The sequence below is a fragment of the Chryseolinea serpens genome (assembly GCF_900129725.1).
Lineage (GTDB): Bacteria > Bacteroidota > Bacteroidia > Cytophagales > Cyclobacteriaceae > Chryseolinea > Chryseolinea serpens.
Genome location: NZ_FQWQ01000003.1, coordinates 89274 through 110537, shown reverse-complemented (window position 1 = coordinate 110537; position 21264 = coordinate 89274). Strand labels below are relative to the sequence as shown.

General features: G+C 52.0%; 17 protein-coding genes. 5 read left to right on the top strand and 12 right to left on the bottom strand.

Features of this window, described 5'->3' with window-relative positions:
- Window positions 1-43 precede the first annotated feature (43 nt).
- The 3 genes from BUB30_RS20290 to BUB30_RS20280 all read right to left on the bottom strand — a co-directional run bounded on the left by BUB30_RS20290 (window position 44) and on the right by BUB30_RS20280 (window position 3398).
- On the bottom strand, window positions 44-1411 hold the full coding sequence (locus BUB30_RS20290; protein WP_073137639.1) for a sensor histidine kinase: 1368 nt from the start codon (window positions 1409-1411) through the stop codon (window positions 44-46).
- A complete protein-coding gene (locus BUB30_RS20285) occupies window positions 1401-2093 on the bottom strand; it encodes a response regulator transcription factor (protein WP_245804140.1) in 693 nt (230 codons plus the stop codon). The genes BUB30_RS20290 and BUB30_RS20285 overlap by 11 nt, the downstream gene beginning before the upstream one ends.
- A gap of 135 nt (window positions 2094-2228) precedes the next feature.
- A complete protein-coding gene (locus tag BUB30_RS20280; protein ID WP_073137635.1) occupies window positions 2229-3398 on the bottom strand; it encodes a glycoside hydrolase family 88 protein in 1170 nt (389 codons plus the stop codon).
- Window positions 3399-3804: 406 nt separating this feature from the next.
- On the opposite strand from BUB30_RS20280, the gene BUB30_RS20275 reads away from it, so the two are divergent.
- Together BUB30_RS20275 and BUB30_RS20270 are read left to right on the top strand one after the other, a co-directional pair.
- Complete coding sequence (locus BUB30_RS20275; protein ID WP_073137633.1) at window positions 3805-4137, top strand: transcriptional repressor; 333 nt, start codon at window positions 3805-3807, stop codon at window positions 4135-4137.
- Window positions 4138-4411: 274 nt separating this feature from the next.
- Window positions 4412-5857 (top strand): APC family permease, encoded by a 1446-nt coding sequence (locus tag BUB30_RS20270; protein ID WP_073137631.1) that lies wholly within the window; start codon window positions 4412-4414, stop codon window positions 5855-5857.
- Between the two features lie 663 nt (window positions 5858-6520).
- On the opposite strand, the gene BUB30_RS20265 is transcribed toward BUB30_RS20270, so the two are convergent.
- The 7 genes from BUB30_RS20265 to BUB30_RS20240 all read right to left on the bottom strand — a co-directional run bounded on the left by BUB30_RS20265 (window position 6521) and on the right by BUB30_RS20240 (window position 16063).
- On the bottom strand, window positions 6521-7978 hold the full coding sequence (locus tag BUB30_RS20265; protein WP_073137629.1) for an amino acid permease: 1458 nt from the start codon (window positions 7976-7978) through the stop codon (window positions 6521-6523).
- 177 nt (window positions 7979-8155) lie between these two features.
- Entirely contained in the window at window positions 8156-11587 is a 3432-nt protein-coding gene (locus tag BUB30_RS20260; RefSeq protein ID WP_073137627.1) for an AsmA family protein, read from the bottom strand.
- Complete coding sequence (locus BUB30_RS35225; protein WP_178377158.1) at window positions 11584-11730, bottom strand: hypothetical protein; 147 nt, start codon at window positions 11728-11730, stop codon at window positions 11584-11586. Before BUB30_RS35225 ends, BUB30_RS20260 begins: the two co-directional genes overlap by 4 nt.
- Before the next feature lie 37 nt (window positions 11731-11767).
- On the bottom strand, window positions 11768-13066 hold the full coding sequence (locus BUB30_RS20255) for an acetylxylan esterase (RefSeq protein WP_073137624.1): 1299 nt from the start codon (window positions 13064-13066) through the stop codon (window positions 11768-11770).
- Between the two features lie 30 nt (window positions 13067-13096).
- On the bottom strand, window positions 13097-13945 hold the full coding sequence (locus tag BUB30_RS20250; RefSeq protein ID WP_073137622.1) for a sugar phosphate isomerase/epimerase family protein: 849 nt from the start codon (window positions 13943-13945) through the stop codon (window positions 13097-13099).
- Between the two features lie 22 nt (window positions 13946-13967).
- Complete coding sequence (locus BUB30_RS20245; RefSeq protein WP_073137620.1) at window positions 13968-14477, bottom strand: hypothetical protein; 510 nt, start codon at window positions 14475-14477, stop codon at window positions 13968-13970.
- A 500-nt stretch (window positions 14478-14977) separates the two neighbouring features.
- Window positions 14978-16063, bottom strand: a complete 1086-nt coding sequence (locus tag BUB30_RS20240) for a hypothetical protein (RefSeq protein WP_073137618.1) — start codon at window positions 16061-16063, stop codon at window positions 14978-14980.
- 271 nt (window positions 16064-16334) lie between these two features.
- On the opposite strand from BUB30_RS20240, the gene BUB30_RS20235 reads away from it, so the two are divergent.
- From BUB30_RS20235 to BUB30_RS20225, 3 genes are all read left to right on the top strand, one after another.
- The gene (locus BUB30_RS20235) at window positions 16335-17288 is read left to right on the top strand and encodes an OmpA family protein (protein WP_073137616.1); all 954 of its coding nucleotides are present in this window, start codon (window positions 16335-16337) and stop codon (window positions 17286-17288) included.
- Window positions 17289-17297: 9 nt separating this feature from the next.
- Window positions 17298-17462: a PLD nuclease N-terminal domain-containing protein gene (locus BUB30_RS20230; RefSeq protein WP_073137614.1), complete on the top strand. Its 165-nt coding sequence runs from the start codon at window positions 17298-17300 to the stop codon at window positions 17460-17462.
- 284 nt (window positions 17463-17746) lie between these two features.
- The gene (locus BUB30_RS20225) at window positions 17747-18724 is read left to right on the top strand and encodes a hypothetical protein (RefSeq protein WP_073137612.1); all 978 of its coding nucleotides are present in this window, start codon (window positions 17747-17749) and stop codon (window positions 18722-18724) included.
- 2 nt (window positions 18725-18726) lie between these two features.
- Here the strand turns inward: BUB30_RS20225 and BUB30_RS20220 are convergent, their stop codons facing one another.
- Complete coding sequence (locus BUB30_RS20220; RefSeq protein WP_245804139.1) at window positions 18727-19053, bottom strand: hypothetical protein; 327 nt, start codon at window positions 19051-19053, stop codon at window positions 18727-18729.
- A 139-nt stretch (window positions 19054-19192) separates the two neighbouring features.
- A complete protein-coding gene (locus tag BUB30_RS20215) occupies window positions 19193-21262 on the bottom strand; it encodes a tetratricopeptide repeat-containing sensor histidine kinase (RefSeq protein WP_073137610.1) in 2070 nt (689 codons plus the stop codon).
- Window positions 21263-21264: the final 2 nt, after the last annotated feature.

The window sequence follows — 21264 nt, the reverse complement described above, 5'->3', positions numbered from 1 at the left end:
CTTTAGGGGGGCTTAAAGGGGTCCTTAAATAAACCTTAAAATTTCAGGTGTGGGGTATGGTGACCTGAAAATGGTGTTTTTCGTTTTCGAAATAATAGCCAACGGTGCCATTCATTAATTCAATGATCTGCTTGACGATGGAAAGTCCCAGGCCGTGTCCGGGTTTTTCCTGTTGTTGCGTCTGCCGGTAGAAGGGTTCGAAAATGCGCGTGTCGGGAATGGGGTCGTCGCCGGCGTTGACAAAGGTGAGTTGCAAGCCGTGGTCTTCTTCGGATATTTTTATGTTCAGCTCGGGCGTGGCGGAATACATGGCGGCATTGGCGATGAGGTTGCGAAAACAGATCTTCAGCAACAACGTGTTGCCCACCACCGTCAGCTGGTCTTCGGTTTTAATAGACGATTCGATATCGATCCGAACGGCCTGTTGCGGAAAGGTCTCGTTCACATCCTTCACACTTTCATAGAGCGATTCATCAATCCGCACTTTCGCCGTATTCACGGGCAACTGCGACTGGAGACGCTGGATCAACAGCAGCGACTCCACCAGGTCGGCCTGGCTGTCGACGTCCTGCTCCAGGCTGGTCAGCAAGACTTGCATCTCGGGGTTTTGACGTCCCGCGAGCTCGTCCAGGCGATCGAGCTTGCCGTGAATGAGGGCCAGTGGTGTTTTCAATTCGTGAGCCGCGTTCCGTACGAAGGCGCGTTGCGACTCGAACGCTTTGAAAAGCCTTCCCAACATTTGATTGTAGTTCACGGCCAACTGGTCGAGTTCATCGCGATTTTTTCTTCCGTTCACGGGGATAAACTCGTGTAGATTATTTTCTCCAATGGTTTGTATCGATGAATTCAAGGCATCGATGGGGCGGAATACTTGCCGGATATAATAGTAACTGGACAATGCGATCAGCAACGTGCCCAACACCAGGGCGATGATGACCAGGGTCTTTAAGTTTTCCAGCTTACTGATGCCATAGGTATCATAGGCGGAGGCCAGCACCACATAATCGTGGCCCTGGCCGGTGTAGTGCACGCCCACCACCTCATCGCCGTCATCGTCGACATAGTATTTGTCGGCGCGCTTCCGGATCTGTTCAATGGTCCTTAGGGAATACGGGATCTTTTCGTCGTCGAGACTGCTATAGATCAGGGTGTTTTGTTCGTCGAAGATGAGGATCTTCTCGTCATACATTTTGTTGATGGAATTCTGGTCGATGATCTTGAGCAGGCCGATGTCGATCTCTTTTACGTCGATGAGCAGCTTGGCCGTGTTGAAGCTCTTTTCGCGAAGGCGCGCAAAAAATTCGTCGCGCCGGAATTCCGAATAGGAGATGTAGATGAAGACGAGGATAGACGACAGCACGAAGAAGAAGAGCCCTACGAAAAGCAGCGTCAGCCTCGTTTTATAGTTCATCGCGCTGATCGTTTAGATAATAGCCGAAGCCGGGCTTGGTCAGGATGAGCTTCTTTTCAAACTCCTTGTCGATCTTGTTGCGCAGGAAGTTGATGTATACTTCAATGGTGTTGTGGGTCACGCCGTAGTTGGCGTCCCACAGGTTCATGGCCAGTTCGTCTTTGGAGATGATGCGGTTGCTGTTCTTGAGCATGTATTCCAGCAAGCCGTATTCCTTGGGGGTGAGGTTTATTTCCTTGCCTTCGCGGATGGCGATCTTTTTGTTGGGGTCCAGTTTGATGTCCTGGAGTTGATAAAGCGGCTGGGCTGCGTTAGGTTGCTCGGCCCGTTTCAGGAACACTTTCACCTTGGCCAACAACTCGCGCAAATGAAACGGCTTCACCAGGTAGTCGTCGGCACCCAGGGTGAAGGCTTCCATCTTGCTGTCGATGTCGCCAAAGGCGGTGATGATGAGGATGGGGATCTCGGCGTTGGTTTCGCGGAATTTGCGGCAGAGGTCCATGCCGTTCATTTTGGGAAGATTGATATCGAGGAGTACGAGTTGGTAGCTGCCTTGTTGAAAATATTTCAGGGCCATGTGGCCGTCGAAGGCGGGTTCGCAGCCATAGCCTTCCTTTTCCAGGGCTTTTGTGACGGACTCTGAGAGGCGGTGATCATCTTCGACGACAAGGATCTTTTTCACGGCGGATGACATTTAACGGGGGAAATTTATAAAAAATTCACGGCTTTGCGTCTTCCTCTGCGTCTTAGCGCCTCCGCGGTTCAAATTTTTTACCGCAGAGGCGCTAAGACGCAAGGAAAGGCGCAAAGAAATGCACTACTTCTTGCGGGTCAGTTTGTCGTAGCGTAACAGGCCTTCCAGGTAGTAGTAGTCGGCGTAGACGATGGGGGTGTCGATCTCGCTGTTGGCGGGTTTGTGGCCAGTGGAGTGCTTTAACAAGAAGTTGTGATTGTCGGACGAGGCGAAGTATTCTGGCTTCGACAGGTTCTGCAGCACTTCTTCCGCGAAAGCGAAGTAGGCTTTGCTCTTCTCGCCTTTCACGTAACCGCTCAGTTCCAGTAAGGCAGAGGCGGCGATGGCGGCGCTCGATGCGTCGCGAACGTCGTTGGGGATGGCAGGCGAATTAAAGTCCCAGTAGGGCACTTTGTCTTTGGGCATGTTGGGATGATGCGTAAAGAAATCGGCGATGTGCACGGCCTGGTCCAGGTATTTTTTGTCTTTGGTTTCGCGATACATCACCACATAGCCATAGAGACCCCAGGCCTGTCCACGCGCCCAGGCCGATTCGTCGGAGTAGCCTTGCGCCGTCTTGCGTGCGATCACGTTCCCTACGCTGTCGTAGCACAACACGTGTATGCTGCTGTAGTCGGGACGGAAATGATTTTTCAGGGTGTTGTCGGCGTGTGTGACGCTGATGTCGTAGAACTTCTTGTTGCCTGAAGTTTTGGCGGCCCAGAACAGGAACTCAAGGTTCATCATATTGTCGATGATGACGGGATAGGTATAGCCGTGAAAGTTGTTCCATGATTTGATGACCCCCACGTTGGGGTTGAAACGCGTCGACAGCGATTCGGCGCCTTTGAGCATGATGGGCTTGTAGGCCGGGTTGCCGGTGAGACGATAGCCGTTGCCAAACGAATTGTAGAGCATGAAGCCCAGGTCGTGGGTACCCGTGTTGTATTGTTCTTTTTTCAGGGCCATGGTCCATTTTTCGGCGGCGGCCTTCATTTCAGGGTCTTTGGTGTATTCGTAGAGGTACCAGAGCGAGCCCCCAAAGAAGCCCGTGCACCACCACTCGCTCGGCATCTTTTTGTAGGTGCCATCGGGATTGACCGACTGCGGGAAGAGGGTCGTGTCCGTAAATTCTTTCAGCATGCCTTTGTATTGCTGCAGGCTCAGTTTCATTTGTTTGTCGACGTCAATTTTGGGTTGTGCAAAAGCTGCACACGCACTCAGGAGCAACGCTGCTGACAGGAGATTTTTCATAGGTATAGTTATCAATAGTTTGGGGTTTCTTGGCCACGTCGTCCGTCGGCCGGAGCGAGCCCATTTGCTGATCAGGCGCGCTTTCGCGTACGGACAGTATTTTTCTTTATAATATTTCACATTATTCCGGATTGATGCAACTATTATTTTCCGGGATGGTTCCCGCGAAAGCTTGGAGAGACGCGTAATCGACAAACTGTACCTTCGTCCCGCATCTCCATCGTCACATTACCGATGAGATTTTGCATGTATGTTTCCGATAAGTAAAACAAAATTCAATCAACCCATGCGAAGACTCGCAGGAAACCTCTGGTGCAAATTTTTACCCGTTCCGGAAATTATTTTCAAACTGCAAAAGTGTTTCAGTAGCCATACCGTATTTGTCGCAGGAATAATTTTTTTGTTTATGAAAATCCACAAAGAATTTTTAGAGACGATGCTGTACCGACGGAGCATTCCCGTCACACCGCTGCGGCTGCGCGTGCTGCAATGTATCTTCGAATATACCGAATACTTTACAGCAGAGCAGGTGATCGGAAACCTCAACAAAACAGAGAAGGTAGACACCGCGCACGTATCGAACATCCTCACACAATTTAATCGCAGCGGGCTGATCACGCGCGTCGAGGATGAGGAGATGAACATGCGCCGGCCGGGCCGTAAGATCAAAAAATACATCTGGCTTCATCAATACATCCGCCGCATCACCCAACGCGCGAGTTATGTGCCCATTAATTAAAACGAACGGACATCATTCCTTTGACGGATGTATGCTCTGCACGTCCATAAAAAATCAACCCTCGTTTGAATCCTTCCTGAATACATCAACCCTGCACTAACCCCCACCCCTTCCCAGCCTTTGGTAACCCTAAAATCGTTGGCGGCCGAAAAGCCGTCAACTTTCGACCTTCCGGTGCCGCATTATTCGGCAAATCTGAATACTTTACCCTCCGGAAAACGATCCCTTCCGCGCAGGCGGCAAAGGAAGCTTTCATTAACCATCCTAAACCATTATGGCGCAGCCTGAAAAGACACAGGGGCAACTCGTACGCTCCCTCGGATTGTTCTCAGCATTCATCCTCACCGTCAGCTCGGTCATCGGGTCGGGCGTGTATAAAAAAGTGGCGCCTATGTCGTCCGAGCTGTTGTCGGCCGACCTGGTGTTGACCTGCTGGGTGCTGGCCGGTCTGATCACCCTCTGCGGCACACTGAGCAACGCCGAAGTGGCGGGCCTCCTGGCCGATTCGGGTGGGGAGTATGTTTACTTTCGGAAGATCTACAACAAATTCTTTGCTTTCCTTTTCGGCTGGACGGCCTTCACGGTGATCCGCTCGGCGGCCGTCGCGTCGATCGCCTATGTGTTTGCCCATTCCTTCAACGCACTGGTGCCCCTGCCGGAGCTTCCCGCCTCCTGGGCACAAATCTCCCTGGGCGGTGTGTTCACACCCTTCGACAATTTTGGGGTCAAGACCCTCACCGTGCTGCTCATCGTGGGCTTGTCTTATAACAATTATATCGGTTTGAAATTCGGCGAAGGCCTGAGCAAGACGGTCACCATCATTGTTGTGGTCAGCATCTTCCTGGTTATTGTGCTGGGCCTCACGTTGGGCGGTGGCAGCTGGGCCAATTTCACTACACCCGCCACGGGCTATGTGCATCATGCCTGGACCGAGGGTGCGTTCATTCAAAGCATTTTCGCGGCGTTGTTGGCAGCCTTCTGGGCCTATGAAGGATGGAGTGCCACGGGCTACATCGGCGGAGAGATCAAGAACCCGAACCGGAACCTGCCGCTGGCACTGGTGCTCGGCGTTTCGTTTGTGATGCTGGTCTACATCAGCATCAACTTCACCTACCTCTATGTGCTTCCCATCGACGAGATCATCGCGGCCCACAAATCACAAAACACGATCGCCGCCGTGGTGGTGATCCGTCATTTCCTGGGAGAAGCTGGAGCATTATTCATTGCGTTGCTGATCCTGCTCACCACGTTTGGTTGCACGAATACTACTTTGCTGGGGCCGCCACGTCTGTATTATGCGATGGCCAAGGAAGGTATGTTCTTTAAATCCGCCTCCTACATACATCCCCGCTACAATACGCCATCCAAAGCCATATTTATTCAAGCGGTGTGGTCATCCATACTGGTGTTTTCGGGGAGCTTTGATCAGTTGACGGACATGCTCGTGTTCGCGGCGTTTATTTTTTATGGGGCCACCACGCTTGGGGTCTTTGTGCTGCGGGTGAAGATGCGGGATGTGCCACGGCCGTATAAAGCCTGGGGGTATCCGGTGGTGCCGGCGATTTTTATTTTGTTTTGTGTGGCGTTGATTGCGATCACGATGATCACGAAGCCACGGGAGGCGTTGATTGGGTTGGCGTTGATGGGGAGTGGGTTGCCTTTTTATTGGTATTGGACGAGGTCAGGAGCCAGGAGCCAGGAGCCGGGAGCCAGGAGTTAGCATTCAGGAGCCAGAATTTTGGAAGTTGTCGGTGCATGTCTCGCCAGTAATAAACATGTGGGAAGGAATGTTGTTGGTGAAGGAACACCAACAACGGCGAACATCAAACATGCGACGCTCCCTCTCGATGACGTCGGCCACCATTGTTGGTGTCGCACCAACAACTTTTTTTCAGCATACCAATCATTTTTAAAACGACGAAGGAAAGGGAGCATTACAATTTGTGTATTCCCATGCTTTGGGTCCTTCTGCATAAAGTTTTTTCCAAGCTAATCGTTGTTGGTGGGACACCAACAATGGGGCACGCTCGCGTTGGTTATGCGGCTGGTGGGGGATTTGTGATTGGGGCACATGCTTGGCGGTGGCCCGGCCAGGGATAGGAGTGGAAAGCCCGTAGTGGGTGGGTTGTGGGTGGACGGACTTGGAACGGATAGCCCGGCCCCGAGGTACGAGGGGGGCCGCCAAGTGTGTACGCCGAATCTAATACGTCCATGCTTTGGGTGACGACGACGAAAAATGTTGTTGGTGGGACCCCAACAACGGCGATGACCCACTGTTCGGGAACTCGGGAATATAAAATCGTGGATGGTCAATGTTGTGATGAAAACAAAAATGCCATTACGCTTTGCAGGTAATGGCATTCCAATCAAATCCTAAAATATTTTACTTCGGCTGGTTGTTCAGCTTGCTGCGTTTGATGCTATAGACGAAATAGATGACGATGCCGATGGCCATCCAGGCGATGAGGCGGATCCAGGTTTCGAGCGGCAATGTGGCCATCACTCCCAGCGAAGTCAGCACGCCCATGATGGGGACGAAGGGGAAAAGTGGCGTCTTGAAGGGACGGTGGATTTCGGGGTTTTTGTAGCGCAACATGAGCACGCCGGCGCTTACTAATACAAAGGCGAGCAACGTTCCGATGGAGACGAGCTCTCCCAACAAGTTGATGGGGAGCAAGCCGGTGATGATCATGGCTACGCCGCCGATGACGATGGTGGTGATGTAAGGGGTTTTGAATTTGGGGTGAGTCTTTCCAAAGCTTTTGGGCAAGAGGCCGTCGTTGGCCATGGAGAAGAAGATACGCGATTGTCCGATCAGCATCACGAGGATCACGGAGCTTAGACCGGCGATGGCCCCGATCTTGATGGGCGTGCTTAACCATGTCAGTGCAGAGCCGGCAGAGTCGACGGCCACGGCGATGGGGGCGGCGGTGTTTAGTTCTTTGTAGGACACCATGCCATTCATGACGAATGCTACGGTGATGTAGAGGATCGTGCAGACGATGAGCGAGCCTAAAATTCCCCAGGGCATATCGCGTTGAGGATTCTTCACTTCCTGCGCGACGGTGGACACCGCATCAAACCCTAGATAGGCATAGAACACGATACCCGATGCGCGGAAAACCCCGCTCCATCCAAACTTACCAAAAACACCGTCGTTTGCGGGAATGAAGGGCTCCAGGTTGTCCATGGATACATAGGTCAACCCAAACCCGATGAACAACAGGATGACCGCCACTTTGATGACCACGATGATGTTGTTGAAGTTGGCCGACTCGCGAATACCGATCACCAGCAGGGTGGTGATGATGGCGATGACGAACATGGCCGGAAAATTCAAAAGACTTCCGGTCCTGATCCATTCGTGCGTGGCCGTGTCGTAGGTGAAGGGTGCATTGCAGAGGGCGTCGGGGATGTGGATGCCAAAATTTTTCAGGAAGCTCACCACGTAGCCCGACCAACCTACGGCCACCGTGGCCGCGCCAAAAAGGTATTCGAGAATAAGGTCCCAGCCGATGATCCAGGCAATAAATTCACCCAGGGTGGCATAGGCATAGGTATAGGCACTTCCCGCGATGGGGATCATGGAGGCGAACTCGGCATAGCACAGGCCCGCAAACCCGCAGGCAATGCCCGCAATGATGAACGAGAGGATGATGGCCGGTCCAGCGTAGTTGGCCGCTGCCTGGCCGGTGAGCACGAAGATGCCGGCGCCGATGATGCCGCCCACGCCTAACATGATCAGGTTAAATCTTCCCAAGGTTCGCCGCAGGCCAACAGCCTTGTCGGCGGTTTCGGTCATGAGCTGTTGTAGCGGTTTTGTGATCCAGATGTTTGCCATGTAATGTCGGTTATTTTAGCCGTCGCAACTCAAAATACGAGGGTCTGTATAGGGAACCTAGCTACGGCCATTCAAAAGATGCGCTAACCGGTAAGCCCAGAGTTTGCTCGGTCACAAAGTAAACCAAATGTTTCATTAGTCGGTACCCCGCACTGTAAAATATTGAGAGAAAACCAATTATACGGCTTTGACCTTTTTCGCCGGTTTGCCATGCCGCACCACGTTCATGGCACCGTGCGTGGCAATGCGGACCCAATAGTTGAATACCGATTTTGTGGGGATGCGCGTCTGGTCGATGGTGGCCGTTGCATGCTGTTTGTTATGCTTCAGCACAATGCCGTCGGCCAGCAACGTGAGCAGGGTGCTGCCCAGGTTTTTCTTTTCGGGGTCGGTCTTGGAAAACAACTCGAGGTGCAGGTTTTGGTAGCTCATGGTGGCACTGCCCACCGCCCTCTCGCGGTCGGCCGTTACGTCGAGGTGGAGCGCTTCCAGGTCACCTGATCTTATCTCCATCGCTTTCAATGGGACGATCAGTTTGTTGAGCACGGTCAGGTCAAAGGGCAGGATGTCGATGTTCAGGGCAAATTGCTCGGGGGAAAGAAATTTATAATTCAGGTGGACCTCGCCCTGGTCATAAAGGCGGGTGGTGGCGTTCACGATCAATCCATCCGCCAGGTATTTTCGCACATCCACACTGTTGGCTTCGATGTTGATCTTGTGCAATGAAATTTCCCCTTCTTTTCCCGTGATATCGGATATTTCACGGTAACGAATAAACCCTTCCCTCACCTTCAGTTTTCTGGCATGAAGCGCGGGCAAGATCATCGCATGCAGCAGGAATGGTTTTTCTTTCGGGAGTGCATCGGGCAGGCGTTTGTCTTTGAAAATGTGCAATGAGAATTTATCGACGTTCACGGCGCTGGCCACCAGCGTGTGATGCTCTACCAGGCTGTCGAGGTGAAAGTCGACCAGGGAAATGTCGTTTAGCTCGCCGGTGAGCACGCTGGTCTCGACGGCCAGGTTTTTCACAAACGACTCCTGCGGCGTGATCGTAAAGCGCTTGATGTCGAGCCTGCCCTCCTGCACGTTCAGCCCGTTCAACTGCAACGCCATTTTCTCGGTGCCAAAGGTTGCCTGGTCGAGGCGAAGAACTTGATGCGAGGCTTTGAGATCGCCCTCTGCCTTTGTAAACTTCAACACCTGTCCTTTGGGCAAGGTGAGCTCGCCATCATAAAGCGCAAATTCCTCCACCAGATCCGCAGGAAGCTTCTTCGATGGTTTCACTTCTTTTGAGGCGGCCTCCGCTGGTTTAGGAAGGTGGATGATGGGGTGATAGGCCACCAACGATTTTATATGAGGGTCTTTGCCCGTTCGCAACGTAATCCCTTTCGCGGTCAGGCTGTCGGTCACAAAAACAAGTGCACCATCCTGTTGCACGTCGATGTTGTTCACGTGAATATAGGACACGTGGGTCGCTTTATCTTCGAAGTCCACCTTGCCCATGGTCGCGGACGGCAGGCTGACGTCATGATTCCGAACCTGCACCCGGGCGTTCTTCAGGTGGGTCTCTTTAAAAAAGTCGAGGTCCAACGACTCCACACTCACGTCCGTTTCCGGTTGCTGAAACCTGAAGTGATCGATGTTTCCCACCAGGTGCTGATAGTTCACTTTGCCGCCGCGGAGGCGAATGCTGCGCCCCGTCAGGGCGTTGGCGTTAAAGGCGATGTGTTTGTCTTTCACGCGAACGTCGGTTTCCAGTTTGCCGATCTGGAAGTCTTTCATCAGCAAGTCCAATGTGTTTTTCTTTTTTGATTTTGGTTGATGCTTGACCTCCGGCAACACACCCCTCAGCGACAGCGATTCGATGTGGATCTTTTCCAGCACGGCACTACTCAAGGTGTCTTCCGCTAAAATGTAGTCCTGGATGCTGATGGATTTCCCGGAAACTGCCAGCCGCTTCATCTGAATCTCCATACGACCCACGGCAAATTGATTTTTTGACAACGACACGTCGCCTACTTTCAGATGCGTGCTATCCTTTGGACTGTCGTACGTCAAGCTTCCGGCACTGAAACGGGAAAGCCGGGAGATCAGCGTTTTTATCGACGCAGTGCTGAACGACTTCACTTCCAGGTCGGCTCGCTGGATGGTCATGGAGCGCGTGCCGTCGTTGAACCGGATGTTGGCGTTGCGCAGGCGAAGACCACCGACGTATTTATCCAGTTTCTTTTTGACTTGCGTCGTGTCCTTCACGTCGGACGACATTTTGGGAAACAGGTCCAGGTAGTGTGGGGTGATGTTCACATCCGAATTTTCGATCAGGGCCGACGCCAGGTGAAGCTTGCGATAAAAAATAAAGTCTATTAACGCGAACCGACTGAGCTCGATGTGTTGACATTGGATGAAGGATTTCTTTGCGGCCACGTCGATGAAACTGGCGTTGGTGATGTCCAGGTACTGGCCTCGCAGAAAGGTGAGGTTATCGCAGTGCAGCGTCACGTTGTTATTGAGCCGGACAGAGGTCTCGTTGAGGTCGATCCGCAGGCCATCCACCAGCAACGCCGACGTGTCGGGGCGCACCTCAAAGTTGCTGAGGTCCAAATCTACGTGGGGCAGCCGGGTGTGGATCGAATCTTTGCCATGGTACACCGTCAGTGCGATATCGGCATCGTTGATGACAGCGCTGTCCAGCAGGGCCTCCCCAAAGGTTTGTTGCAGGATCTCCTTCAGGGGATGTTTCACCTGGTGATGGACACCCCCTACCCGCAGCGTTCCGGAGATGACCGGCTTTTCGATGTGGATCTTCTTTAGTTTATAGCGCTGGTGGTTATATAATTCGTTGTAGTCCAATCCCTGGATGAACACCGACTTCCCCTCGATCTTCATGTGCGACCGGCTGATCGTATCTTCCGACTCCAGCGTAAGATCCTTAAACTCCAGGAAGTGCTCGGGATATTTGAATTCAATCGCTGAAAATGCGATGGATGTCTTGCTCAGCAGCAGGCGTTGTCCCTGGAGACTGAGTCTCACTCTACTGCTGTCGGTGAGTTGACGCATATTCCAATCGCGGATAATAAAATCGATAAGCCGGAGACTGATGAGGTTCTCCCCTTCCTTTTCGATCTGCAAAGCGCCGCGTTGCAACGTAAATGACTTAATGAGAAATTTATCCAGCACGGCTTCAATGGCAGGAAAGATCTTTACGAGGCTATGGGCGATGTTCACGTCATGCTCCGTATTTTTCCGCGCAGCCATTTTTAGTACGGGCTCCTCGATGGTCAGTCGTTCGATCACCATCTGCCCCGTATTCAGCAGCGACCGCAGCGAACCGGCTTTCGCTTCCATCGAAGGGATCGTTACGGACTCGACACCGTTGGGACCGGCTTTCCCGGTTTTTACGAGCGATACATCCTTCAATTCGAACTGCAACTCGCGCAGGTTCATCTTGGCCTTGCCGATAACAAGTTTGTATTGACCGTTGGTTTTAGATTCCACCAGGTCGGCGAGCGAGTCTTTGAAATTTATGAGGTTGTAGTAACGGAACCCCAGCAGAAAGAGCACTCCAAAAAGCACCAATGACCCGGCCAAAATGATGAGCTTCTTTTTCATACTTCGTCCTTGGCCTTTACCACACCCACGCGGGCGACGCTTCCGCAAAGTACCACGCCTGCTTTCGGGCGTTTCGTTGATGAGAGGGCAACGGTTGTCGCACCCGCCACGAGTATGAGGGGGAATACGCGTCTGAGGGTCATGCTCTAAAGATACGGCATCACCCCCAGGTTTTAAAACCTAGTGTCCGGTCAGCTTCTCGATGAGCCACTGATTCAATTTGTCGTATTGTTCGGGGTAGGTCCAATGACCCGTCTCCAAAACCAACAACAACGATTTCGGTGCCGTGATGGAATTGTATGCGGCATACATCGATGTGGGTGGGCATGTCTCGTCGTTGAAGCCCCAGCTGAACCACGTTGGCTTTTTCAATTGCTTGGCAAAATTCACGACATCGTAATAACCACACGTCGCAATCTTTTCTTTCGTGTTATTGAATGCGATGTTCGAAGGATCAAAATAATGCGGCCATCCACCGGCACGTCCTTTCAGGTAGCCGGTCACATCGCTCAGCGCCGGATAAAATGCTCCGAGACATTGCACACGCGGGTCGAGCGCGGCCGTGATCACCGACAGCGCACCGCCCTGGCTTCCTCCCGTAACACCCAGGTTGACGCCGTCGAATTGCTGTAAGCCTACCAGGAAGTCGTTTGCTCTGACACAACCCAGGTATACACGCTTGTAGTAAAAACGATCGCGATCATCGAGGTTGTAATTCTGATATCCTTTCAACGCACCCGCACCGAGCACAGTGTACACGGTGGGATCCATGTTCACGGGAATGCCATGGATGCCGATCTCGAATGTGATAATTCCCTTTTCCGCCATGGCCACATCGCCATTGTAGGCCCTCACTCCCGCGCCAGGCACTTTCAATAAGGCCGGATATTTCCCCGCCTTCTTCGGAATGCAAAGGATGCCATAAAGGCGTGTGCCCTTTGCAAAGTTTTGCATGTTGACATGATATACGTTCACCGTTTCGGTACACCGTTCGGGCATCAGGGTCATGCGGGCATCGACCGGCACTTCGGCAAGTTCTGCCTTGGCCTTGTCCCAAAACTGCAGGAAGTCGGCAGGCATTTCAACGGTAGGTTTAAGCGTCAGCGGTTCGAAACCCGCTGTAGCCAGGTTTCGGTAGGTGACGCCATCGATCTTTGCGGTGACCACGCAACGGAGGAACCCTGCAGTTTTCATCGTGCCGCCATCCAGTGTGATCCTGCCTTCCTTTAGTATGGACGAATCCTTTTTAACAGGAGTCATTTTTTCGGGCCCGATCTCATAATAGATCTTTACATTCTTCACCACGTTGCTGTTCTCCAGCACGGTGACGTCGAACTTCACGGGCTCGCCGTTCTTGTAGGTCCAATCGCTGTGATTTGGAGCAACTAATATTTTAATGAGCCGCTCGGTGGGTTGTGCCAGCAGTGGGCCGGCACTTTGTATAAAAAGATAAAGGACGAGGAAAGATAGTTTTCTCATAGCGAATACGTGTTGATCTGGGATGGGTGACTACAGGGACTTCAGGAATTTGAGGCTTTGCGGAACCTGCGTTTTTACGGCGCTGCTTTCATCCTCGATATAAAAATGCTCGATGGCCGACTGTTGCGCCGCCTTGATCACCTCGGCAACATTGATCTGACCGGTGCCAAGAGCAACGTCGTTCTCCGGCGAGGTACTGCCCGAAAAATCGCCCTTCACGCCCTTGCGCAAGTCTTTCACGTGCATGAGCTTGAAACGCTTGCCGTATTTTTTCAACAGCTGCGCCGGATCCTGGCCCGGGTGAAAGGCCCAGAGAATGTCCAATTCAAAGTTCACATACGCGGGATTGGTGTTCGCCACCAGGTAGTCGAACAACGTGCCTTTTTCATAGGACACAAATTCATAGCCGTGGTTGTGATAGCAGAAACTGAGGTTGAACTCGTCTTTCAGGACCTTACCTGCTGCATTGAAATCGTCGGCCGCTTTTTTGATAAAGGCAGCATCTACGGTTTTTCCTTCGTGCGGAATCCAGGCCACCCGCACAAAGGAAGCGCCCAATGTTTTGGCGTTGTTGGCCACTTCGCGGGTCTTGTTGTTCAGATCGTCATAGCTCACGCCAAATGACGAACAGTGCAATCCCCGGGCATCGAGCAGGGTGCGCAGCTCTGCGGCGGTTTTGCCAAACAGGTTCGAGAATTCAATGTCGGTGATGCCCAGGGCCTTGATCGTGTCGAGTGTCAGGGCCACATCTTTCTGAAAGCTGTTGCGATAGGTGTAGGAAACAATGCCCGGTGTGTTCTTCAACGTTTTGCCAAAGCGCTGGGCGACGGTGGCAAAAGCAACAGAAACCAGGAGCAGGATGATCAGACTTTTTTTCATGATGTATGGAATGGAGATTTGTTTATTCTTTTACGACCTGCGAAAAATCTACCCAGTAGTGATGACTCGTGGAGTGATCCTCCACGCCTACACTTAAAAAGTCGGCAAATTCCTTGACGCCCAGCAGCAGTTCTTTTTTATCGTTCCGCGTCAACAAGTCAAGCGTCTCGCCGTCGTCGAAGAGCAGCGTGCCGGTGTAGTCCGACCAACTCATGGTCCTGGACTGTATCCGCGTTTGCACGTTTTGCGCATGGTTGCCTTTGGTGATGAGGATACGATCCACAGCATTGAATTTCTTTACTTCTTTGCTAAAAGGAATGCCGAGCATGGCGATGTAATCGTTGCAAACTTTTTTTTGCAGATCAATCTCGGTGACATAGCGGGTCGTGAGAATAACGGCGGTCAACAGGATCAGCACAACACCCCACACGGGATGCCCGATCGCGAGCAAGTATAAACCGACAAAAAACAATATAGGCGAAGTATACTTAAGTCCCGCAGGAAAATAAGGAATGGTGATCTTCTTTGTCATAGATACGGCCAGGGTACTTCTTTAAAGATAGCTATTTTAGGCATTCCCATTTCGCCGACCTATATGAACGGCCTGGGAGACATTTCTCCGGAAGTTGATCTGGTCATCACTTAAAATTTGTTGGGGCGTGTAAGGGTAATGAGCATTTTAGTCGTCTGGCAAATTCACCTTGTAGCAGGACGGCTCGCAAGAAAAGTGCGAAGTTCGATCACGAGCAGCTAGCCCGTGCCAATCCTAGAGAGGAGATCGATATGATTTTCCTTTGGCACGTCCTTACAAGTCGTCTGGCAAATTCACCATATCGCGAGACGACTCGCAAGAACCGTGCGAAGTTCGCTCACGAGCAGCTAGCCCGTGCCAATCCAAGAGAAGGAGATCGATCTGATTTCCCTTTGGCACGTCTTCTATTCATTGGCTTAACCCCAGGCTAAAGCCTGGGGTTACAAAAAGAAAAAAGGCTGTCCTTGCGAGACAGCCTCCGAAACTTGAACGCTTGCTGATCAGCCGTTGACCTCCAGGTCGTCACGCAGTGCATCTACCTCATCCAACACGGGCTTCAGTACCGTTTCGAGTTTTTCTTTTGAGCCGTCTGCATATTGCAGGTAGGCTACAGGTTTTTCATTTTCATCCACGATCACAATATCACCGATCTTTTCATTGTCGGCCTTCAGCGCAAGCTTCACAATGTCGTTCCAATTAACTTCTGAGTGGTTGGCAGCTTCTACATCAATGGTGCCTTCCAGCTTGAGGTTCTTCACTTGTACATATCCATCGATCTTTTTCAGACTTTCTTCCGACTTGGTGTTGTCTTTATAGGTAGCCGTCACCTGCGTGCTCACCAACGTGGTCTGGTCGCGCAGCAATGCAACGGTCAGCGTGGACGTGGTGCTGTTGGTAACGTCGAACCCAACGTTGACGGTGAAAGGTTTTGCCAGGGCGCTGATGTCGGCTGTCAGGGGGAAGCCGTAGTCGTCCCAGGTAATTTCAAGGTTGAGTGCGGCAAGTTTTTCGTTGCTGACAAACAGCTCGGCTTTCAATTCCTCGGGTTGGTAAAAGTATTCCTGGTTTTCTTCATCGTAAACCTCCACTTCCGTGTAGGCCGACAGTTTGAGTTCGGCGTCGTTGGTGGCAGAGCCTTCGGTGGGAAATTGGATGCGGATGGTGCTGGCATCGGCCGTTCTTTCAAAGACTTCGTTCTGCGCGTTCCAGGCATAGACGCCGGTGTTGGCGGCGAAGTCAAAGGGCTCGTCGCCTTGTGTGCGGCCGGTGGCGGCTTTGGCGGTAGCAAACACAGAACGAAACGCTTTGCCTTTGTCGCGGAAGAAGTGTTTGGAGTTCTGTTCGGCTGCGCGGCCAAAGGGATCGTCGGAGGAGGTGAGCTCGAAAAAGTCCTTCACGGCCTTGAAGCCTTCGGCGCTGGAAAGATCCTGCAGATCGGTCTTGGCATCGGTGTTGAATTTCGAGATCTTCGTTTTCGCGTCCTCTTTCGAGGGCTGGCTAACCTGATCGTCATCTTTGTTGCAGGCCGAGAGGGCGACCAGCAGGGAGAAAGAAAAAATAGAGAGGGTCTTTTGGGTAAGGGTCATAAAAAATTTACGATTTGAGGGTTTTGTTTTTACTTTCGTGTCACTGCACTTTCCGGAGATGCATTTCAAAAATCAATAGGGGCTTATACGGCGATGCCAACGGAAAGGGTTGCAGAAAATTTAAAAATAATTTCATTCACCAGGCGTGACACAAGATGCTTGTAAAAGGTTGTAAACCCTCCCTAAATTATACTCCGCCACGCGTAGAAAAGACTCCGTATAGCGTACGAAAAAACGAAAATCACCTATAACCATAATCTCTTCGATCCGTATGTTCCTGAACAAAATTCTAGTCGGTCTGCTGTTGTGCTCCCTGTTTTCATCGTGCATCGTCTCTAAAAAGAAATACGACGCGCTGCTCGCACAAAAAATACAAACCGACTCCGATCTCTCCGATCGCGCCACCGCACTCGACAAAGCCAACGCCGACCTGAAAGATCTCAACGACAAACTCGCCCTCCTGAAGGAAGACACCACCAACCTGGGTATCGACAAACGAAATACCGCGCAACGGCTGGCGACGTTGGAGAAAGAACACAGCCAATTAAACACAACCTATAAAAACCTGATGACCAGCAGTGGCAAGCTGAACCGCGACCTCACCCAACAACAAGAACAACTCCTGGCCATCCAGCAAAACCTCGAACAAACCCGCAAGCTCAACGACTCGCTGAGCGTGGGACTTGCCGAGCGCGAGAAAAAAGTGAAAGAACTCGAGCAGGTGCTGGCCGCCAAAGACAAGGCCGTGCAAGACCTAAAGAACAAGATCACTGGCGCCTTGCTCAACTTCAAGGAAGGCGACATCACGGTGAAGGTGAAGAATGGCAAAGTATATGTTTCCCTGGCCGAACAATTGCTCTTTGGTTCCGGGAGCATTGAAGTCGACAGCAAAGGCGTTACGGCCCTGCAGCAATTGGCCAAGGCCATCAAAGATCAAAAGGACATCAACATCCTCGTGGAAGGCCACACCGACAATGTGCCCATCTCCAAAAAATCGCAGTACATGAACGACAACTGGGATCTCAGCGTGATGCGTGCCACCTCCATCACCAAGATCCTGACCAAAGCGGGTGTGAGCTCTAAACAGGTCACGCCGTCGGGCCGCGGTGAATATATGCAGCTGGCCGCCAACGACACGCCGCAAAACAAACAAAAGAACCGTCGCACGGAAATCATCATCACCCCCAATCTTGACGAACTTTTCAAAATCCTGGAATCAAACTAAACCTTACCTATGGGACGCCTGATATCTCTCCTCATTCTCATCCTCGATGTTGTTGTGATCCTCGACATCCTGAGAAGCAACAAAGACAACGAAAAGAAAATATTGTGGATCATTGCCGTCGTGCTACTGCCAGTGCTGGGCCCCATTTTATATTATGTGATCGGCAGGAAATAAACCGGTGTATGAAGTTTCTGCAGGTCATTTCCTGAGTTAAAAAAAACGGCGTCTTGACAGCGCCGGACGGATTTTGGCCGGAAATGGGATGGGACGCGGGCAATACTCCACGCCAGCCCTACCCTTTTATCGAGTTTCGGTTGCTCCGGATAGAGATATCTCCTAAATTCCCTACCGCTACCGTGACTTTTCCCCGTCTCCGGGATTCAATACAGGTATGGAATGATTTTTGGCGCTTGTTTTCGCGTGACTGGCATTTTTACGATCACCTTAACTGTTTTCTTATGAAACGTCTTTTGATCGCATGCTTTGTTCTGGTTGGCTTATCCGCGTTCTCGTACCCCATCAGCCCGGCACCCCTGCGCACGCTGGTGATCGAAAGTGACTATATCCTGGTGGGCTACGTCATGGACATTCGTGACGTGCTGGAAAATACAAATGAACAACAACCCGACTCCACCACCGGAGGACTCTCGCTCCAGGAATATTTTCAGAAAGGCTATTCCGTAGACTATTCTATCGCGCGCATCCTCGTGCGGGAAATGCTGCAAGGGGAAATACAGGAATCCATCATCGAGCTCTCATTCGAACCCTTCATGGTCCGTCCCGCGCCCGACCAGTTTAGAGTGGGCACGGAAGTGCTTTTATTCCTGAAGAAAAACGAAAGCGGAGAGTACTACACCCACACCCCCTCCTACGGCGCTAAAACGCTCGAGCTTCCACAAATAGAAGTCTACAAAAAACGCATCCGCGAAATGCAACGCATCATGGCCCGCCCCGACGGACTTGATAAATATATGGAAACCGTGGAGTGGCTGGTACGATGCGCCGAAAACGAGGCGACACGTTGGGAAGGCGTTTACGAACTGTCCCCCGAAAGCGACTTCATGTCCTACTACGCCCGCAACCCCTTTGAATTCTTCCGTTTCCTCCTCAGCCCCGAGCAAAAAGAACGCCTCCGCACCGCCTTGCTCACCAGCACCGAAACCGAATACAACAACCTCGGCCTCATCGATCTCGTCTACGTCGGCAAAGAGAGCGACGACGTGTATCAATACATGTTTCGCTCCTTGAAAAATCTCCCGGAAAACTCGTATTGGTATGCCGACGAATTCATGCAACGGATGCTCTATGCGAAATCCTCACCCGAGATGGAAACGCTCACCAAATCCTACCGCGAAGCCAAATATGAACAAGATGTTTCGCGCCGGCGCCTGAAAAGTATCTTGAATGACTTCATCGCGCGCGCCGGCGGAAAATAAGATCAGGCACCCGGACGAACCTGTGCATCGTGTTTATTGCGCCGCAGCTGACGGCTGGCGCGATTCTGTTTATGCTGGATCTGTGCGCGTTCCTGGCGTGTCACTTCCCCATCCGCTTTTGCGCGGCGCTCCGTCCGGCGGATGCTGCGCTGATCGCGTCGGGCATGGGCCGTTTCCCGGCGGGTAAGCTCGCCACTGGCGGCGCCACTGCGGATGCGTTCGCGCTGCAACCCCTCCCGCTGATCGACCCCGGGCGTGGCCACCTGGGCCTTCGCCTGATATAAACCGACCACCGCTACAAAAGCAAAAAGAACCATCACCTTTTTCATGTCTTCCAATGTGTTTGATTTGGCCGTTAGACGCAGGTGTGGGATGGAGGTTTAATGGAGGAAATGTCTTTTTTTGGAGGGCGCGAAACCGCAACGGAAAACCAATAAAGGTCCACCCCAGGTCAGCGTTTGGGGAAAATCAGTTGTTGTGTAGCGGGAACCGGATTATGAAGGTGCTCCCTTTTCCTTGCTCGGATTCCAGGACAATACTGCCTTTCAGGCGGTCGACCAGGGTCTTTACAATGGCCAACCCAAGCCCGTTAGACGACTCCCCGTCCGTGGGGCGGGCGCTCAGTTTCTTGAATTTTTGGAACAGTTGCAGCTTATCCTTTTCGGAAAAGCCCTGCCCTTGGTCGCTGATGGAGATCCAAAGCTCGCCGTTGGATTTTCCCGCCGACACCGCCACGGCGGTCTGCCGTTTCGAAAACTTGACGGCGTTGGTGAGTAGGTTGTCTACGATGCGGCTGAGGTAGTCGGCATCCATCTGCACTTCAACGCTCTCGATTTTTGCAATATGAAGGTGGATGCTTTTGGCCTCGGCGGCGGGCAGTATGTTGTTGGTCTTTTCCAACAAGAATGCGCTGATGTCGAACGTAGAAAGGTTGAGGATCACACTTTCCTCGAGCATGTGCACATCGAGCAAATCCTTGATCAGGTCCAGTCCCGCTTGCGTGGCGTCTTTTGTCATGCGCACGTAGTCCTGCTGATCCTTGTTGAGATGCCCCTCCATCTCCATGAGGTCGGTAATGCCTTTGATGCGGTTGAGCGGCGACTTGAGGTCGTGCGCCACAATGCTCATGAGCGTATCCTTTTCATGGTTGAGGTCCGACAACTGCTGATTGCGACGGGAGAGCTTTTCGTTTTGGTCGACGATCTCTTCACGCTGGTTTTGGATGAACTGGTTCTGTTGGGCCAGCTTCTCGTTGCTCTCGCGGCGTTTCTTGCTGCTGCGCCATTGCACAAAACCCAGCAAGCTCACGGCCACGATGATGGTGCCCAGGATGATATTCGACAGGCGCTGTTGCTTGATGATGGCTTCTGTCTTCACCTGGTCCACTTTCAACAATTCGTTTTCCCGTTCCTTGCGCTCGATCTCGATCTCAAATTGCAGCCGCTCCACCTGACGTGCGAGGTCCAGGTCTTTGATGGAATCTTTCAGCAACAGGTAGGCGTTGAGGTTGGTGAGCTCCGAAAATTTGTTTTTCTCTTTTTCGGATATTTTCCAGAGGTAATAGTGCGCCTCCATCTTCGAAGCAATGTCGTTGGTGGACTTGGCGATGTCGAGGCCAAGGTTGAAAAATTTCTTCGCCGCCGTGAGGTCGCGCTGCGCCAATTTGATTTGCCCCATGGAAATGTAGGCTTGTGGCAGCATGCGCATGTTGCGTTTCTCGGCAATCACCTTCAGCGCTTGCGCGCAAATGCTCTCCGCTTCCTCGAGCTCGCCCTTGTTGAGAAAACTTTCCGACAACGAAATGTGCACCTCGGCTAGGTTGATCTCGTCGTGGATCACTTGCCCGGCAGAGTCGGCCAGGTGCAGGTAGCGAAGGGCCTTGTCGTGTTGGTTGTTGTCCTGGTAGAATCGGGCCGTTTGCGAATAGCCCGACATGATGTCGCGCGTGTTGCCCAGCGCCAGCCGGATCTTGTTTGCCTTGAGATAGTTGCTTTCGGCTTTCGGATAGTCGTGCTGGGATTTGTAGAGGTTGGCCAGGCTTTGGTAGGTGTAGGCCAGACCGCTGGAGTCGTTCAGATTTTCGAAGATGGAAAGGGCGCGGATGAAATAATCATAGGAGCGCGCCAGCAGGCCCTGCTCGAAGAAAAGCCTACCCAGGTTGTTGTTGGAGTAGGCGATTTGGATGGAGTCCTTTTGGTCGATGGCGACCTTCAGGGCTTGCTCATAGTTGTCGAATGCGCCGATCCGGTCGCCCTTGTAGTTGAGGGCTACACCGATAAAGTTGAGGGGCTCCGCCAAGCCTGAAGGAAGCTTGAGGCGCTGCCCGAGGTCATAGGACTGGCGGGCATAAAATACGGTGCTGTCGGGATAAGAAAACCGGTATTCCCAGGCGACGTCGTTCAGAAGTTCGAAACGGATTTTGCCCTCCGCCGAATGCAATTTCCGGGATAGGCTGTCTATTAAATGCAGGTTCTGGGCAATTGTGCAGGTCGACCAAAAAAGTAGGAACAGGGAAAGAATGAGGGGCTTCTTCAACACGC